Below are 17,947 nucleotides of genomic sequence, written 5' to 3' on the forward strand. Positions count from 1 at the left end.
TGGTGGGTCTGGGGCGTGAGGTAGACGTGGGGATGCGGTACGGCTGAGGCGTGCGGCCGGCACGCGTGAGCCGTCGCGGGCACGAGGGTGGCACTTCCGGCCACGGCTACGTGGAGCTGACGCGCCGATCCCGGCCCGATTGCCCCTCACGTGCGGATCCCCAGCGGACGGACCAGACACGGACGTCCCTGGCGGACGGATCCGCGACGGACGGATCTCTGGCATACAGATCCGCGACACACGAAACCTCGGCATGCGAATCCCCGACACATGAATCCCCGACACGTGAATCCCCCGATCATCGCGGCCCCGCCCCGCCATGTGCGAAGCGGTCGGCTCACGTGAATAACCGTACGGGCGCTGGTGATTGAGGCGGAAGTGCTCTCGGCGCATCTGTGGACGGCACGGGGGCTGTGGAAAACCTGACCACTCGTATGGGGGACGGGAATGGAGGTTCCCCGTGGGCCCGGCGGGATCGAGCCGCGGACGCTCGAAGGGGCTGAAGCCGTCCAGGCGTGGCTGAGCGAAGGGGTGTGAAGTCGGCCAGGCCCGCTGGGCTGGATCTGGCGGGCTAGGCCGCCCCCGCCGGATCGTCGAGCACCGCCCGCACCACCGAGTGCGCCGCCCCCAGCAGAGGTCCTTCCGAGCCGATGCGAGAGACGGCGACAGTACAGCCAGGGCCCGTGGTGCGCTGCCCCAACTCTCCCTCCACGCACGGCAGCAGCCACGGGGCGAGGCGGGACAGGGCGCCACCGAGCACGATGGCCCGCGGGTCGAGGAGATTGACGGCGCCGGTGAGTGCGATCCCCAGCGCGGTTCCGGCGTCGTGCAGCGCCCCGAGGACCCGCGCGTCCCCGGCCGCGGCGCGTTCGGTGAGCAGGTCGACCCGGCCAGGACCCGGCGGCAGCCCCGCGGCTCGCAGCACCGCTTCCTCGCCCGCGTACCGCTCCAGGCACCCACGGCCGCCGCACGCGCAGGCCGGTCCGTCGGGACGCACCGGCACATGCCCCAGCTCGCCCGCGAAGCCCCGGCTGCCGCGCAGAAGGGCCCCTTCGACCACGAGTGCCGCGCCGATGCCGATCTCCGCCGAGACGTGCAGGAAGTCGTCCGGTGCGCCGTCGCCGAGCCACAGCTCCGCCAGGGCGCCGAAGTTGGCCTCGTTGTCGACGGTCAGCGGCAGTTCCGGCGCCAGTAGCTCGCCGATGTCGGTGTCGTGCCAGCCGAGGTTGGGCGCGCGTACGACGGTGTGGCTGTCGCGGGCGACCAGGCCGGGCACCGCCACGGCAAGACCGGCCGGACGCAGGCCTTCCCGCTCCACGTCCCGGGTGACCTTGTGGACCAGGTCGGCGAGGTCGGCGAGCATGGGTTCCGGTGCGCGTCCCCGGTTGCCGACCCGTCGTGACGTACGCGCGCGTACGTCACCGCGCAGGTCGACCGCACACACGGCGAGATGGTCGACACCCACTTCCGCACCGATGCCGACGGGCCCGCGCCCGCTGATGGTGAGCGCGGAACCGGGGCGGCCCACTCTGCCGGGACGCTCGGGGCCCAACTCCTCCAGGAGCCCCGAGCGGATCAGTTCATCCACCAGCGTGGACACTGCTGCGCGCGTCAGCCCGATCCTGGAGGCCACGGAAGCGCGCGACAACGGCCCGCGCGCGGCGACCGTGTGCATGACGCGGGCGAGGTTGCGGCGACGCATGCCCTGTTGGGTGTCGGGCAGCCGTGCGCCCGAGGCTCCGGCGCGCGTCGCGTGCGGCGGAGCGCTCATGCCGTGGCGTCTCCGGTCAGCGCATTGGCATCTCCGTCCAATGCCGTAGCACGCCCGTCCAAGAGGGGAGCCGCGTCGCGGAGTACGTCCGTGATCCTGGAGAGCGTGGCCTCGTCCCGCTCCACGGCGTCGAGCACCCGCCCGCGCGCGGTGCCCCAGCGACGGGCGACCGCCGCCGGGTCCTCACCGGTCAGCAGGCCTGCCGCCTGCGCGGCGGCGCCGAGCGCCACGAGTTCACCGGCCTCGGGGATCTGGACCGGGCGTCCTGAAAGGCGGCGTACGGTCTGCTGCCAGGCGGTGCCGCGCGCTCCGCCGCCGATGAGCAGCAGTGGCTGCGAGCGGTCCGCGTCCGTGCCGAGGACGGCGTCGAGAGCGCCCAGGAGGGCGTGGACGGCCCCGTCGTAGGCCGCCTGCAGGATCTGGCCGGGTGCGGTGTCGTGGCGCAGCCCGTGCAGCAGGCCCGAGGCGTGCGGCAGGTCCGGGGTGCGCTCCCCGTCGAGGTACGGGAGCACGGTGACGGACCCGCCGGGCCGCACCGCGTCGCGGTCCAGGCCCAGGAGCGCGGCCACGCGGTCGACGGCGAGGGTGCAGTTGAGCGTGCAAGCCAGGGGCAGCCAGGCACCGCGCGCGTCGGCGAACCCGGCGACCGTGCCCGTCGGATCCGTGCTGCGGCGCTCCGAGACCGCGTACACGGTGCCGGACGTGCCGAGGCTGAGCACGGGGGTGCCGGGGCGCAGGCCGAGTCCCAGGGCGGCCGCCGCGTTGTCGCCGGTTCCGGGCGCCACCAGAGTGCCTTTGGAGAAGGGCAGTTCGTCGCCGCCGCGGACGGTGCCGACGACCTCCCCGGGGGGTGCCACGCGCGGCAGCGTCGCGGGATCAAGGCCCACCAGGCCGAGGACCTCCTCGTCGTACGACTCGGTCGTCGACGCCCACCAGCCCGTGCCGGAGACGTCGCTCCGGTCCGTGGTGCCGGATCCGGTGAGGCGCTGGGTGAGGTAGTCGTGGGGGAGACGCACGGCGGCGGTCGCGCGGGCCGACGCGGGCTCGTGCTCGGCGAGCCAGGCCCACTTGGTGACGGTGAAGGACGGCCCGGGCACGCTGCCGCAGCGGTCGGCCCACGCCTTGGCGCCGCCCATCTGCTCGACGAGCCGCCGGGCCTGGGGCGTGGAGCGCACGTCGTTCCACAGCAACGCGGGCCGGACGGGCTTGCCCTGCCGGTCCAGTGTGACGAGGCCGTGCTGCTGTCCGGCGACCGACACGGCGGCCGCCTCGCGCGCGTGGGTGCCGCATTGGCGCAGCGCCTCGCCCAGGGCTGCCCACCACTGCTCCGGATCGCTCTCGCGCAGCGCGCCGGTGGTGACCGTGTGCGGTGCCTGACCACTGGCGACGACCTGCCCCGTGGCCGCGTCGACGACCAGGACCTTGGTGGACTGCGTGGAGCTGTCCACTCCGACGACAAGGGGGCCCTCGGCTGCTGGCGCTGATGACATCGGCGACTCCGTTTCCGCTGCTCTGCGCTGATCGGAAGAGCTCCGGGGGCTCGCCCGGCGCTCGGCCCGACTCATGGGGATGTGCCCACCCCTGGGCGTGCTTCCGCCCTGGGGCGTGCCCGCTCAGAGATACCCGATGCGAGCCTCGGCCTTCTCAGCGGCGCGTGAGGATACTAATTTGTCAATCGCCATGACGAAATAGTCCAGGAGCCGTCAAGGAGCCGCACATGAGCTACCAGCCCACCCCGGAGGACAAGTTCAGCTTCGGCCTGTGGACCGTCGGCTGGCAGGGCCGGGATCCCTTCGGCGATGCCACCAGGGCGCCGCTGGACCCGGCCGAAGCGGTACGCCGCCTCGCGGAACTCGGCGCCTACGGAGTGACGTTCCACGACGACGACCTCATCCCGTTCGGCTCCTCGGACGCCGATCGCGCCACCCACGTCAAGCGCTTCCGTACGGCCTTGGACGCCACCGGACTTGTCGTTCCGATGGCGACCACCAACCTGTTCACCCACCCCGTCTTCAAGGACGGCGCGTTCACGGCCAACGACCGGGAGGTCCGCAGGTACGCGCTCCGCAAGACGATCCGGAACATCGACCTCGCCGTCGAACTCGGCGCGCACACCTACGTCGCCTGGGGCGGCAGGGAAGGCGCCGAGTCCGGCGCGGCCAAGGACGTACGCGACGCGCTCGACCGGATGAAGGAGGCCTTCGACCTCCTCGGCGCCTATGTGACCGAGCAGGGATACGACCTGCGCTTCGCGATCGAGCCCAAGCCGAACGAGCCGCGCGGCGACATCCTGCTGCCCACCGTCGGGCACGCCCTCGCGTTCATCGAGCGCCTGGAGAGGCCCGAGCTCTACGGAGTGAACCCCGAAGTGGGCCACGAGCAGATGGCGGGCCTCAACTTCCCGCACGGCATCGCCCAGGCCCTGTGGGCGGGCAAGCTCTTCCACATCGACCTCAACGGCCAGAGCGGCATCAAGTACGACCAGGACCTGAGGTTCGGCGCGGGAGACCTGCGCAGCGCCTTCTGGTTGGTCGACCTCCTGGAGAGGGGCGGTTACGACGGGCCGCGCCACTTCGACTTCAAGCCGCCGCGCACCGAGGACTTCGAGGGCGTGTGGGCGTCCGCCGCGGGCTGCATGCGCAACTATCTGATCCTGCGCGAGCGCGCGGCGGCCTTCCGCGCCGATCCGGAGGTGGGCCAGGCGCTGCGTGCATCGCGCCTGCACGAACTGGCGCGGCCCACGGCTGACGACGGCCTCATGGGGCTGCTCGCCGACCGCGGCGCCTACGAGGAGTTCGACGTGGGGGCGGCCGCCGCGCGCGGCATGGCCTTCGAACAGCTCGACCAGCTGGCCATGGACCACCTGCTGGGGGCGCGGGGCTGACGGCCGGGCCACGGGTTGACGGTCGGGCCCACGGGCTGACGGTCGGGCCCACGGGCTGACGGCCGGCCCCGTCCGAGTCCTGGACCGCGTGTACCGGAACCGTCCGTTCCGTAGCCCGTGTGTGTATCAACTCCCGCGCAGGGCTCGCGTCATGACCGCTTCGAGATGACTCTTGACGGTATGGCCACCCCACCCGTACCGCCGCAGCCTCCTCGTTCGCCCGGTGATGTCCCTCCCGGGGGTGGTGGTTTCGGCCCGCCCCCAGGAGGTGGTGGTTTCGGGCCGCCTACTGGCGGAGGTGACCACGGGACTCCTCCCGGCGGGTACGGGCCGCCTCCCGGAGGCGGCGGCTGGCAGCCGCCGCCCGAGGGGAGGCCGCCCGGGCGGCGCAACGGCCTGTTCATCCTGCTCGCCGCGCTCGTGGCGGTCGGGGTGATCGTCGCCGTGGCCCTCGTCGCCACCGGAAGCGAGGACTCTCCGGACGACAAGCGGCCTTCGGAGAGCACCAAGAGCAGCGAGACCCGCCCCACGCCCTCCCTGAGCATCCCGACACGGATCCCCACGCGTCTGCCGAGCGACTTCCCCAGTCAGCTCCCCACGGAGCTGCCCAGTGACTTCCCGACGCTGCCCACGGGGCTGCCGAGCGACCTCGAGTCGCTCCTGCCGACGCCTGCGGGCAACGAAGCGCCCTGAAGGCCCCAGCGGTCCTGGAGCCCCGGGCGGCTACAGCGCCCGGGGAAGCCTGACGTACGTCACGGAAGTCTCCACACCGCTGTCGACGAGGCGGCCGTTCTTGTCGAACGCTTCAGGGCCGTCCGTCATCCCGAAGTCGTTGTCATTGATGAGCGCCAGCGTGCGGCGGTCGACCCGGGCCACGCCTTCGATCTTGCCGGGCACCCCCTTGACGGTGCCGAGGTCCACGACCAGGCGCTTGCGCAGCACCGGCACCCCCGAGGCCCGCGGATCGTCGAGCTGCTCCAGGGAGGGGCGGGTCGCGGCGTCGTCCCACTTCTTGCCGAGGATGTTCGCCTGCCGGTCCAGACGGACGAGCTGCAGCCGGGCCGCCTTGTCGGTGCGCTCCTCCACGAGCAGGCGGTCGCGGCCGACGGCGACCAGGGAGGAGATCTTCAGCTCGGAGGTGTCGTCCTCCCCGGGGTCGACGACACCCACCGGGTCGAAGCGGTACGCGTACTCGGCCGTCACCGCCTGCTTGCCCGGTGAGAAGCGCAGCAGCCGAACCGTGCGCGAACCCTCTCCCGCGCCCTCGTCCGGCAGCGACAGCGGGCTCTGCACCGCCATCACCAGGTCACCGCCCGGCAGTTGCGCGAGCCCTTCGAAGCCGCGGTTGACCTTCCGGTGCAGGAGTACTCCCGGCAGCGCCTCGACGACCGGGTAGTCCGCGCCGCGCAGCTTCAGCCCCTTGGGGACGTAGCGCTTGATGACCTTCCCGCGCGCGGAGACGTGCACCAGCGACGGGCCGTACTCGTCGACCAGCCAGAAGCTGCCGTCCGCGGCCCGGACGATCCCTTCGGTGTCCAGACCGTTCGGGTCGTACGAGAGGGGCTTGGAGGCGTCGTAGGAGTACGGGGCCTCGTCGCGACCCTCCTGGTTGGGCAGCCCGGTGACGGGCTTTCCGGAGCGGGTGGTGATCGGCAGGGCGTCGATGACCTTCACGGTCCGGCCGGACACGCGGATCTTCACGATGGCCGGGTCGAAGCCGGGGACGGGGAACGTCCGGCGCTTCTTGCCGTCGATCTTGATCTGCCCGTTCGGTCCGCGGTCGGTGACCGTCCAGAACTCGCCCTTGCGGCCCGCCGGGTAGATGTCGCTGCCGATGCCGCCGAGGTCGACGCCGCGGTCGTTGCGCACGGTGCCGGGCAGCAGACGGTTGCTGAACTTGCCCAGAGAGATGTCGCCCAGCGTGGCCTTGGCGGTGACGCGTGCGGCACCTCCCGGGCGCCCGGTGTCGGCGGGGGCGCCGATGGCGGTGCCGGTCACCGCGAGGGCGGTGAGGACGGCGAGCGGGACGCCGACAGCGGTGGATCTGCGGATACGGCGCTGACCGGCGACGGGCGCGGACATCGGAGCCTCCTGGGGCACGAGATCGGTAACGGCGCCACCCTTCGCCGCCCCCGCGAACGCCAGGTGTCGTGAGAGTGAACCGACGGGAGTCCTCCGGATGAATCACGTGTCGTTCGTGAAGATCGCGCTTCCGTAGTGGTCGCCGCGCCCTGAACGCGGTCCCTGGGACCCGGCGCTCCCGGTGCGCCGACGGCGCCTCCCGCGAGGGGCGGGAGGCGCCGACGGTCATCACCAGCCGGTCAGCAGCGGTGGGGCACCTGCTTCGTCATCCCCCTTTCGGCCAGCTCCGCCGACTGCACCGGTGCGCTCCACGGTCCTCGATGCCATGACCGCGCTCAATCGCTGACCGGGGCGAGTGCGCGCGCCGGTGTTCCCGGCGCACACGGCGCGCGTGTGGATACGCCGGTGTCGCCGTACATGTTTCAGCCACGGCTCAGCGCTGCGGGGCCACCGTGACCGGGCGAGCGGTCGCGGTCACTCCCCGCTCGTCACAACCGCCAGTGCCGTCGCCGGGTCGTGGGCCGCGGGTCCCGCCGGCATCCAGCGACCGTGCTCCTTGCGGTACGGCCACCAGCGGCCGTCGTGTCCCTGGCGCAGTTGGGCGTCGGCGCCGACGACCGTCCAGCGGTTGGCGGCGGCGCGCAGCGTCGGCCGCTCGTCCTCGTCCCACGCCGCGTCGAGCACGGCACGGGCGCGTGCCAGCGCCTCGCCTTCCGGAGTCCACTCCTCCTCAAGGACGGCGAGCGCGGCCCGCCCGCCGAACTCCCACGCCCGCACGGCACGCGTGAGCCCGTCCGAGTCCCTGCCCGAGCCGTCCGCGAGCCGGGCCCCGATCGCCGCGGGCGCGGCCGCCGCGAGGCGCACGGCGTCCTCGGCGAGCGCCAACTCGGCCTCGACGGGCTGCCCTTCGTGACCGGGGGAGAGGGCCTCAGCGAGCAGCCGGTGCGCCTCGACCGCCGTGCAGGTCGCGAGGAACGCGAGCGCCATCACGTCGACGCCGGGCGCGGGGTCCGTCTCCGTGTCCAGCGACGGCGGCAGACCGGGCTCTGAGGGCAGCGCAGGCAGCTCGGGCAGCGGAGGCAGGATCACCCCGTCCGCGTACGCCTGAGCGGCGTCCACGCCCTCCTGGGCGGTGTCGGCGGGCTCGGCAGGCAGGGCGTCCGCGACGTCCTGGTGCGCGACACTGCGGACCTGCAGCTCGTCGAGAAGCTCACGCTCGCCGCGGCCCCGCATCAGGAGCAGGACGAAGGGATCCTGGTCGAGCAGCCGCGCCACTTGGTAGCAGAGCGCGGCCGTGTGCCCGCAGTGGTCCCACGCCTCGCAGTCGCACTCGGGCTCCAGGTCGCCTATGCCCGGCAGGAGCTCGACGCCCGCTGCCGCCGCGTCCTCCACCAGATGAGGCGGCATGTCCCGGTCGAGCAGCGCGGCGATGTGCCCGGCCCGCTCGACGGTCATGCCCAGGAAGCGGTCCCACTCCTGCGGGCTCAGCCGCTGGAGCAGTACGTCCGAGCGGTGCGGCGTACCGTCCTTGCCCTGTACGACGGCCGTGATGCGTCCGGGGCGTACGGAGACCGCGCCCACGGCCCCCGCGCGCGCCAGTCTGCGACCGGCCTTGAGCTGCGCGGTGTCCAGGGCCGTGTCCTCCAGCGCCTGCAGCCAGGCTTGGCCCCACCAGGTCTGCGCGAAGCCCCGCCCGTGCGCGGGCGGCAGGGCGGCGAAGGTCCGCTCGCCGTCGCCTGCCACCGACTCGCCGTCGTACGCCGTCAAATGGTCACTCCCGTCGGTGTCACTGATGCCGTGCTCGTGTGTCCCTGGACAGGTCTCGTCGTACGCGTCACTCATCGCGCGCCCCCTCGCAGCTCCACCAGGTCGGCCAGCTCGGCGTCGGTCAGCTCGGTCAGGGCGGTCTCGCCGGAGCCCAGGACGGCGTCGGCCAACTCGCGCTTGCGCAGCAGCATCTCGGCGATGCGGTCCTCGATCGTGCCCTCCGCGATCAGGCGGTGCACCTGGACGGGCTGCGTCTGCCCGATGCGGTAGGCGCGGTCCGTGGCCTGTGCCTCGACGGCCGGGTTCCACCAGCGGTCGTAGTGCACGACGTGCTCGGCCCGCGTGAGGTTCAGGCCGGTGCCGGCCGCCTTCAACGACAGCAAGAAGACCGGCACTTCCCCGTCCTGGAAGCGCTGCACCATCGCCTCGCGCTCGGCGATCGGGGTGCCGCCATGCAGGAACTGGGTCGGGACGCCGCGCGCCGCCAGGTGCTGTTCGATGAGCCGGGCCATCTGCACGTACTGGGTGAACACGAGGACGCTCGCGTCCTCCGCCAGGATCGTGTCGAGCAGCTCGTCGAGGAGCTCCAGCTTCCCCGAGCGGCCGGTGAGGCGCGGCGCGTCCTCCTTGAGGTACTGCGCGGGGTGGTTGCAGATCTGCTTCAGGCCCGTGAACAGCTTCACGATCAGGCCGCGGCGGGCGAAGCCGTCCGCCCCGGAGATCTCCGCGAGCGCCTCGCGCACCACCGCTTCGTACAGGCCCGCCTGTTCGGTACTGAGCGACACCGCGCGGTCGGTCTCCGTCTTGGGCGGCAGCTCCGGGGCGATGCCCGGATCGGACTTGCGGCGGCGGAGCAGGAAGGGGCGCACCAGTTTGGCGAGCCGCTCGGCCGCGGTCGGGTCCGTGCCGCCTTCGACGGCCTGGGCGTAGCGGGTGCGGAAGGTGCTGAGCCTGCCGAGCAGCCCCGGGGTGGTCCAGTCGAGGATCGCCCACAGCTCGGAAAGGTTGTTCTCCACCGGGGTGCCGGTGAGCGCCACGCGCGCGCGTGCCCCGATGGCGCGCAGTTGCTTGGCCGTCGCGGAGTACGGGTTCTTGACGTGCTGGGCCTCGTCGGCGACCACCAGGCCCCAGCCGACTTCGGCTAGCCGCTCCGTGTCCAGGCGCATCGTCCCGTAGGTGGTCAGGACGAACTCGCCGTCGGCCAGGTCCTCCAGGTCGCGCTGGGTGCCGTGGAAGCGGCGTACCGCCGTGCCCGGCGCGAACTTCTGGATCTCGCGCTGCCAGTTGCCCATCAAGGACGTGGGGCACACGACGAGGGTGGGTCCTGCCGTGGACGTGTCGCCCTGGCGGTGGAGGTGCAGCGAGATCAGCGTGATCGTCTTGCCCAGGCCCATGTCGTCGGCGAGGCAGCCGCCGAGCCCCAAGGACGTCATCCGGGCCAGCCAGTTCAGGCCGCGCAGCTGGTAGTCGCGCAAGTCGGCGGCGAGCGCGGCGGGCTGCCCGACGGGCTCCATGCCCTCGGGGTCCGCGAGGCGCTCGCGCAGCGTCGCGAGCCATCCGGTGGGCTGTACGTCGACACGACGGCCGTCCATCTCGGCGGTGCCCGTCAGGGCGGCGCCGAGCGCGTCGATGGGGGTGACCTTGCGGTCCTGCTGCGCGAGGGCCCGGCGCGCCTCGTCGGGGTCGATGAGCACCCACTGGTCGCGCAGCCTGACCACGGGCCGGTTCGACTCCGCGAGCCGGTCGAGTTCCTCGCGGGTCAGCTGCTGGTCGCCCAGGGCGAAGCGCCAGTTGAAGGCGAGCAGCGCGTCGGCGGAGAGGTACGACGGCGTGTCCGAGGTCAGCTTGTCGGGGCCCTTGGGGGCCTCGTCGTCGGTGGGGCCGATCACGGCGCGTGCGGTCAGGCTGCGCGCGAGTTCCTTCGGCCAGTGCACGTCGACGCCCGCCACGGCGAGCACGCGAGCGCCCTCACCGAGGAGAGCGGTCACCTCCTCGTCGGCCAGCTCCAGGGCGTCGGGGACCGTCGCCTGCAGCAGCGGGCCGAGCGGCGACCACGCGCGCGTGGCGCGTCGCAGAGCCAGGAGCGCGTCCATCCGGGCCCGCGGACCGAAGGCCTCCGCCGCGGCACCGGAGCCGGACCACACCTCCGCGGCATCGGCGACGAGCGACGGGTCGCTGACACTGTGGATCTGCACCACGGCCCGGAAGGGCAGCCGCGTCTCCTGGGAGGACTCGGCAAGGAGCCCGGGTACCTCGACCCGCAGCGAGATCCGCACCCCCGCGTCGTGCCCGGCCGCGACGTCCGCGGCCCAGGAGCGCTGCTCCGGTACGTGCTGCGGTTCGGGCGCGGCGAAGGCCCGGTGGCCCGCGGCCGGAACGGCGGCGGGGGAGCGCGGCAGGGTGTCGGCGACCGCGTCGAGGAACTGGCGCAGCAGCCGCTCGGGCGCGGGCAGGCGCGGCGGCACGGCGCCGTCGAGCGGGACCGTGTGCGCCGCGGGGGGCATCGCGGCGGCCAGCTCGCGCAACCGCTCCACATCCGCGGCGCCGAGCGGGCCCGCGCGCCACGCGTCGTGGTCACTTTCGGTGAGCCCCGGCAACAGCAGCCCCCGGGCCGCCAGTTGCAGGGCGAGTACGGCGGCCGTACCCCAGAAGGCGGCGGTCGGGTGAGCCCCGGAGGCGGCCCGCACACGGGTGAGGACGGGCAGTGCGGCCCGGACCGGGAGCAGCACCGCCGGTACGACATGGAGGCGGACACCGTCGTCGTCCGGCACTGCGACGGTCAGGTCCTGAACGGTGCCCGCGGCCGTGGTGGGCGGGGCGTCGTCGTCCGGGTGCCAGAAGGCGACGTGCCCGGTCCGCCCGGGATCACCGGGCACGAAGACGACGGAGCACTGAGAGAGTTCTGAGATCTCGGAGGGAGTGACAGCGGGGAGCCTGTGCACAGCGATGGCGCATTCCTCAAATTTGACTAATGAGACCGGAGCGGCCGAGAGTACAACATGATTCCGGACGCATGGGCCTCGTGAGTCCGTGATCCCGATCACTCTCTGTGGTGAGGGTGTACTCAGCACCCCTATGGCCTCCTGCTGGCACCCGGCCCGATACGGGTGGTGGCGCCATGGTTGCCAACGGTCACCGATCCGTACGTTTCCTCAGGTCAGCCCGTCCTCGTGGAAGCCGGAGAACCGACCATGCCCCAGGCAAGCACAGCCGTCGCGGATCGCCCCCAGGGCGCGTCCCGGCGGCCGCCCGCCGGAAGCGACTTCGCACCGCTGCTGCGCACGGTCAAGGCTCAGGGGCTCCTGGAACGGCGCACCGGTTGGTACGCCCGCAGCGTGATCGCCAACGCGGCGGCGCTGACGGCCGTGGCGGTGGGCCTGTTCGCCCTGGGGCACACCTGGTGGGTCCTGCTGCTGGCCCCCGTGCTCTCCGTGCTGTGCGTCCGCACTGCGTTCATCGGCCATGACGCCGGACACTCCCAGATCACCGGCAACCGTACGGCCGCCAGACTCATCGGGCTCTTCCACGGCAACCTCCTGCTGGGCATGAGCGTGAGCTGGTGGAACGACAAACACAACCGTCACCACGCCAACCCCAACCACATCGAGAAGGACCCTGACGTCGCCGCCGACGTCCTGGTGTTCACCAGCAAGCAGGCCGGAGTCCGCGTCGGCTTCCGGCGCTGGCTCACCCGTCACCAGGCCTGGCTGTTCTTCCCGCTCACGCTGCTGCAGGGCATAGCCATGAAGGTGTACGGCTTCCAGGGCCTGCGCCGTCAGAGCCCGCGCGGGCGCGCGGTGGAAGGCACCCTCCTGGTGGCTCACCTCGTGGGCTACGGAGCCCTGCTCCTGGCCGCGATGCCCCTGGGGCACGCGCTCGCGTTCGCCGCCCTCCACCAGGCCCTGTTCGGCCTGCACCTGGGCATGGCCTTCGCGCCCAACCACAAGGGCATGGAGATGCCCAATCCGGACGGCGAGCATTGGGGGCACCTCCAGCGGCAGGTGCTCACCTCCCGGAACATCCGTGGCGGACAGGTCACCGACTGGCTCCTCGGCGGCCTCAACTACCAGATCGAGCATCACCTCTTCCCGAGCATGCCCCGGCCGCACCTGCGCCTCGCCCAGCCGCTGGTCCGCGCACACTGCCATGCTGTGGGTATGCCCTATGCAGAGACGGGCCTGATCGACTCCTACCGGCAGGTGCTTCGCCACATGTACGAGGTGGGGGAGCCGCTCAGGGCGGAGTGAGGCCGGGTGGCGCCGAGTGGGGCCGAGGGCGTCGAGGAGACCCCCAGGGCGTGACTCGGGGTTCTCTCGGGGTCGCACCTCAGGGACCGGTCAGGGTCGCGTTCCGGAACTGGACACGGGGTCGATCCCGTTTCTCAAGGCAGAGAGCGGCACCAGCCGCGAAGGAGGCGACGGACATGTCGAAGAAAGCGAAGATCGCTGCGGGAGGCGTGGCGGTAGGGCTCATTCTGCTGATCTGGCTGCCCTGGTGGGCTGCCTTCCTGATCGTGCTCGGCGTTCCGGCGGCGGCCTATCTGACACTCGACCCGTCGCAGCGGCGCAGGCTGCGCCGCGTCAGCCGCAAGGAGCTCGGCCGCTGAGACGCCGTGGCTCCTCCGGCGTCACGCCGGGATCGGCGCAGGGGCGCAGGTCCGGCGGCCGCTGCTGCGCCCACGGGACGTGGTGTGCGACGGGCCTCCCGTGGGCGGGGAGAAGCCGTTCTGGGAAGGGCTGACTCAGGAGGAGAAGGACCCGGGGAAGCCGGATCGCAGAAGGCTCGGGGAAGCCAGGGCGCAGCAGGCTCGGGAGGGCCGGAGCGGAGAAGGCTCAGTGATGGAGAAGGCCCAGTGATGGAGAAGGCCCAGTGACGGCGTGGGAGAAGGAGACAGCCCGGCGAGATCGAAAACCCGTTGCGTCAGCCGGCGCAGCCCAGCACCATGACGCCCATGACTTCCGGAAAGGAGGCCCAGCGATCCCACGGTGATCGCTGATGGCCGCACACGAAGCGTCGTCACAGACGCAAAAGACACAACAGACGCACCAGACGCACCAGACGCACCACGTCCAGCCTCAGGCCACACCCGAGAGCGCCCCAGCGCCGCTGACACCGGCCTGGTTGAGGACCCACTTCGACGCGCTGCCCTTCCCGGCACGCACCGGCGCGCTCGCGCGCTACGCCCGCACCCTCGCCCCGGCCGCGTACGACTCCCTGCGCCGCGCCCTCGATGCCGGTACGCCCGACGAGCGGCACACCGCGCTCTTCCTCGCCGTCGCCCGCCGCGACCTCACGACCGTCGCCGATGCCCTGACCGACCCGTTGTTGCGCCGCCGCGCCCTGGCGGCGGCCATCCGGCTGCCCATCGCCGACGAGGCCCTGGAGCAGCTCGCGCTGAGTCCGGTGGGGGCGGCCCGGCACGAGACGTACCGCGTCCTGCGGCACGGCCGCCGCTCCGCCCTCGCGGCCCGCCTCCTGCCAGCCGTGCACCAGCAGTACGGTGCGCGGGACGCCGCCCTGTTGCTGCCCGCATGCCCCGCCGAGACCGTCGCCGACTGGCTGCCTCGGCTCGACCCGCCGCAAGGCGTGCTGCACACATTGGCCCGCACGGCGCCACGGGCGGTCGCGGGCCTGCTCGCCGCCCGCTCCCGGGGTGCCGCCGGTCACCGCCGTCGCTTCACGGGCGGACACAGAGCGGTCGCGAGCCTCGCGGCGCGGCGAGACCGGGACGCCGCACTGCTCCTGCTCGACCAAGCCCCCGACCTGGTGTCCGGGCCCACGGCCCGCCACCTGCTGCGCTGGCCCGACCGCGTGCTGGAGATCCTGCGCACCGCACCGCCCCGGGAGGACGGATCCCCGCGCGAACTCCCGCTGCCGCCAGGGCCCCTGCCGCCCGCCGTGCGCCGAGCCCTGCGCGCGCTCCCGCCCGCGGACCTGGTGGATCTCGCGCGACGCTGCCCGCCGACCCGTGTCGGCTCCGGCCGTTCCCGTCGCGTGGAGGTCTCCCCGGACGGCCTGTTGGCGCTTCTCCCCGCGCCGGAGCGGGACCGTCTGCTCAGAGAGCGGACCGCGCGGTCGCGCGCCGTCCGCTCCATTCCGCTCCCCACGCTCGCGGCCCTGTCCGCGGCAGATCGCGGGCGCCTTGTGGGCCCCTGGGTGGCGCGCTGGTCGCGCCGGGACTGGATGGTGTGCCGACTCGCCCCCGCGCTGCCGCTCGCCCAAGGCGAACCGCTGCTCCGTGCCCTCGCCGAAGGCCATCGCGCGCACGAGCGTGCTCTGGCCTGGCCCGCGCTCCTCGCCTGCGCCGAACTCGAAGGCGATCCGGATGAGTTCGCCCGCGTCGCCGGTGACTGCGAACGGGCGTGGCACGATCAGGACGACGTGCGTCGTGCCGCCCTGGAGCAGCTTTCCGGCGCCTCGGGGCAGCTCCTGGCGGCCCTCCCGGACCATGTACTGCGCGATGCCGCGCTGACCGCCGTGCAGTCGCGCGACTCGACCACCGGCACGTTGGCCGCGGTCGACAGGCTGCTGCGCCGGGCCGTCCACGGTGCGGCGTCGAGGGGGAGCGTGGGCCGTGCCGCCTACGCGGTGGAGCTGCTGGGCCACGTCGTCAGCGACCCGCGCCTCACCCGGTCGACGCGTCCCCTGCGCATCGACAGGGCGACGGCGCAGGCCATCTGGAAGGCCACAACGCCAGAGTCACGCGCGCGTGCCGACCGCCGCGTCCACCTCGCCGAACTCCTGGCGCCTCACCTGGCCGCCCTGCCCGACCTCGACGCCCTGGTACGCCGGACCGCACTGGAGGACGACGACCCGCACCTCGCGGCCCGCGCGGCGGCCGCCTGGGTGGCGCCGGGGCCGCTACGGGAGGAGCGCTGTGCCGAACTGGTCGGCATCGACGCCTCGTTCGCGACAGTGCCGCGCGTCCTGGAGACTCTCGTCACCCGACGCACCGACCTCCTGAGCGAACTCCTCACGGCCGTTCCCGGAGGTCTGATCGGTCGCGTGCGGCCCCGTGCCCTCCCTTGGGCCCCTCGGCTGCGCGCGGGCGTCCGAGGCCGCTGGCTGCCCGCACAGCGCCACGCCTGGGAGACACATCACGCGAGGGTCGCCCAAGATCCCCACGCCCCGCTGCGCGCCCGCGCCGACGCGGCCGCTCAGCTGCGCGACCCGAGTCTGCTCACCGCGCTCGCCGACACGGCACCCCAGCCGGTCGCCGCGGCCGCACTGGGAGCGCTGGGGCCGGCCGTCGGGCCGCTGCTGGACGCTCGGCACACGGCGTACGGCACGGCGTACGGCACGGCGACGCCCAGGAACGAGCCCGTCCTCGACGCTCTGCTGCGCCATGCCGCGACGGGCGGCGTCCGCGGCCGCGCGGCCATGGGTGCCCTGCGGAGCCTCCTGAAGGCCCTGCCCGAGCAGGACACCCTCATGCTGCTCGCGCCGGTCGTGTGCGCTGAGGACACGCCGGTGGGCACCCGCAAGGAAGCCGCCCGCGCGCTGGCCGGGCTGCCCGGGGTGGCGGCCCACGACGCCCTGGTGTCCGCTTGGGACACGCCACGGCAGCACCGTGATGTGCGTGCCGTCCTGGCGCTCGCCCTCGTGGCCACGATCGACCGCGCCGGAATCGCCGAACGGCTGCTGCGCGGCGCCACCGAACCCGCCGTCCGCGACGCGATCATCCACACGCGCGTGGGGCCCGTCAGGGACTCCATGGCCCCGGCCTACCGGGCGTTTCTGATGCGCCTCCTGAAGGAAGCGGACGAGGAGACCGCCGTCGCCGCGTGCAGGGCGTTGCCGGCATGGTGCGCGCAGGACAGTGACGACGTGCTGCGGGCGCTGATCGCCGTGGCCGTCGACCGGGCGCGCAGTCCTCGACAGTGGAACGCGGCGGCAAGGCAGCTGATGTGGCTTCCCCTCGGCCCGTCCGGCCTCCGTGCCCTCACGAACGCCTTCCATGAGCTGCGACGACAGGGGACCGGGGCCGACCGGCAAGGGAGAGAGGATGCCTTGCGGCGCCTGGCGGGCATCGCCGATGCCGTGCCGCAGGTCCAGCACGCGACGGTGGAGTCCCTGTCCGTCGCCGACGAACTCGCCACGGCTCTATGCGCTGTTGGACTGCGCCGCGAGGCGGTCCGTCTCCTGTGGGACATCTGCCTGGCCGCGCTGCGGCACGGCCGGTGCGACCAGGAACGCTGGGAAGGGCTCCTCGAACTGGTCGAGGAACGCCCTGAACGGCTCGCCTTCGCACGCGAGCCGTACCTGGACGTGGACGAACCGCGTGCCAGGAGCGCACTGCTCACCGCCGCCCGACTGCTGCGAGAACGCGGCACCCCGGTATCGGGGCTGATGGCCCTCGCCTTGGTCGGCGCCGGTGGGAGGGCGACCTCATGGGACGACACCTGGCAGGCCGAACTGGCGGCGCTGCGACGGCACGAGGACAGCGACACGGCGACCGCCGCGCTCCTCCTGCACTCCGGAAGGCCGCGCTCCTGCTGAACACCGCAAGACGCTGAACCGCCCGGCCAAGGAGGAGCCAGATCTCAGGAGGGGCGTACCGCCATCCTGTCGAGTGCTGCGAGAAGGCCGGGCAGTTCGGACCCGCGCCCCACCGGAAGAACCTCGCCCGGCTCCTCGTCGAGCAGGACGAACGCGATGTCGTCGGTCCTGGCGACCATGGACCAGCCGGGACCGTCGGCACGCAGGGTGCGGGCCTCCCCGGAGGCGAACGACGACCGGACCCGGCCCAGGGGCGGAGGCGTCTCCACGTAGGCGCGTACTTCGGCCAGGACGCGTCGTACACCCGTGAGCGGCTCGGAGTGCGCGGACTCGACGGCGACCGCCCGGGAGCCGTCGTGCGGCTGCCCGGCCCCGGCCCCATCGCCCGCCGTGAAGTCGGCGTCGTCGATCTGCTCGCGCCAGACGGCCCACTGCAGAGCGATCTCGTCGGCACCGAGACGCCGCTGCGCGGGCCCCCACGCGTCCGACTCCGGTGGCGACAGGGGGATGCGGTGGGGCGTCCCGGGTTCGGGCTGCGGGTCGTGCGGCGCGGGCACGCCCGGCGCGGCCACGGCCACCGCCAGCGGCCAGCCGGGCAGCGCCTCGACCACGGTGCGCTCGCCCGGCGACAGGTCGTACTCCATGCCGCAGTCCCAGGAGGCGATCGCGACGGCGACGAGCGAGACGTCGTCGGTCACGACCGTCCAGCGCGCGCCGGAGCCGTCCTGGCCGAGCACCAGGCCGTACCCGGCGGCCACCGGCGGAAGGTCGAGGGCCGCACACGCCTCCGGGTAGTCGTCGCCGAGCACACTGGGGAACTTCGCGGGCGTCAGCAGGACCGCCGTCAGTACGTACAGGGCGTCGTCATCGGCGGCGACGGCGTCGTCCGTTCCGGCCATGCAGGCCTCCCCATCACTGCCCACGTGTTTCTCCGACGGCGCACC

The 17,947-nt window shown here is 72.9% G+C and carries 11 protein-coding genes; 5 read left to right on the forward strand and 6 right to left on the reverse strand.

Features of this window, described 5'->3' with window-relative positions:
* Positions 1 to 571: 571 nt before the first annotated feature.
* Together CP982_RS37090 and xylB are read right to left on the reverse strand one after the other, a co-directional pair.
* A complete protein-coding gene (locus CP982_RS37090) occupies positions 572 to 1,771 on the reverse strand; it encodes an ROK family transcriptional regulator (protein ID WP_150514481.1) in 1,200 nt (399 codons plus the stop codon).
* Positions 1,768 to 3,261, reverse strand: a complete 1,494-nt coding sequence (gene xylB, locus CP982_RS37095) for a xylulokinase (protein ID WP_150514482.1) — start codon at positions 3,259 to 3,261, stop codon at positions 1,768 to 1,770. The genes CP982_RS37090 and xylB overlap by 4 nt, the downstream gene beginning before the upstream one ends.
* Before the next feature lie 227 nt (positions 3,262 to 3,488).
* Here xylB and xylA point away from each other — a divergent pair, with 227 nt between their 5' ends.
* A complete protein-coding gene (gene xylA / locus CP982_RS37100; RefSeq protein WP_150514483.1) occupies positions 3,489 to 4,655 on the forward strand; it encodes a xylose isomerase in 1,167 nt (388 codons plus the stop codon).
* Positions 4,656 to 5,075: 420 nt separating this feature from the next.
* Positions 5,076 to 5,348 (forward strand): hypothetical protein, encoded by a 273-nt coding sequence (locus tag CP982_RS37105; RefSeq protein ID WP_229879008.1) that lies wholly within the window; start codon positions 5,076 to 5,078, stop codon positions 5,346 to 5,348.
* A gap of 30 nt (positions 5,349 to 5,378) precedes the next feature.
* Here the strand turns inward: CP982_RS37105 and CP982_RS37110 are convergent, their stop codons facing one another.
* From CP982_RS37110 to CP982_RS37120, 3 genes are all read right to left on the reverse strand, one after another.
* Complete coding sequence (locus CP982_RS37110) at positions 5,379 to 6,737, reverse strand: esterase-like activity of phytase family protein (protein WP_150514484.1); 1,359 nt, start codon at positions 6,735 to 6,737, stop codon at positions 5,379 to 5,381.
* Positions 6,738 to 7,211: 474 nt separating this feature from the next.
* Positions 7,212 to 8,579, reverse strand: coding sequence for an SWIM zinc finger family protein (locus tag CP982_RS37115; protein WP_229879009.1), 1,368 nt, complete (start codon positions 8,577 to 8,579; stop codon positions 7,212 to 7,214).
* Positions 8,576 to 11,446, reverse strand: a complete 2,871-nt coding sequence (locus CP982_RS37120; protein ID WP_150514485.1) for a DEAD/DEAH box helicase — start codon at positions 11,444 to 11,446, stop codon at positions 8,576 to 8,578. The genes CP982_RS37115 and CP982_RS37120 overlap by 4 nt, the downstream gene beginning before the upstream one ends.
* Before the next feature lie 249 nt (positions 11,447 to 11,695).
* On the opposite strand from CP982_RS37120, the gene CP982_RS37125 reads away from it, so the two are divergent.
* From CP982_RS37125 to CP982_RS37135, 3 genes are all read left to right on the forward strand, one after another.
* Positions 11,696 to 12,751 (forward strand): acyl-CoA desaturase, encoded by a 1,056-nt coding sequence (locus CP982_RS37125; protein ID WP_150514486.1) that lies wholly within the window; start codon positions 11,696 to 11,698, stop codon positions 12,749 to 12,751.
* Positions 12,752 to 12,927: 176 nt separating this feature from the next.
* Complete coding sequence (locus tag CP982_RS37130; RefSeq protein WP_150514487.1) at positions 12,928 to 13,110, forward strand: hypothetical protein; 183 nt, start codon at positions 12,928 to 12,930, stop codon at positions 13,108 to 13,110.
* A gap of 515 nt (positions 13,111 to 13,625) precedes the next feature.
* Positions 13,626 to 17,003, forward strand: coding sequence for a hypothetical protein (locus tag CP982_RS37135; RefSeq protein ID WP_150514488.1), 3,378 nt, complete (start codon positions 13,626 to 13,628; stop codon positions 17,001 to 17,003).
* A gap of 44 nt (positions 17,004 to 17,047) precedes the next feature.
* Here CP982_RS37135 and CP982_RS37140 read toward each other — a convergent pair whose 3' ends face one another.
* Entirely contained in the window at positions 17,048 to 17,902 is an 855-nt protein-coding gene (locus CP982_RS37140) for a hypothetical protein (protein ID WP_150514489.1), read from the reverse strand.
* Positions 17,903 to 17,947: the final 45 nt, after the last annotated feature.

The sequence above is a fragment of the Streptomyces spectabilis genome (assembly GCF_008704795.1).
In the GTDB taxonomy this organism is placed as follows: domain Bacteria; phylum Actinomycetota; class Actinomycetes; order Streptomycetales; family Streptomycetaceae; genus Streptomyces; species Streptomyces spectabilis.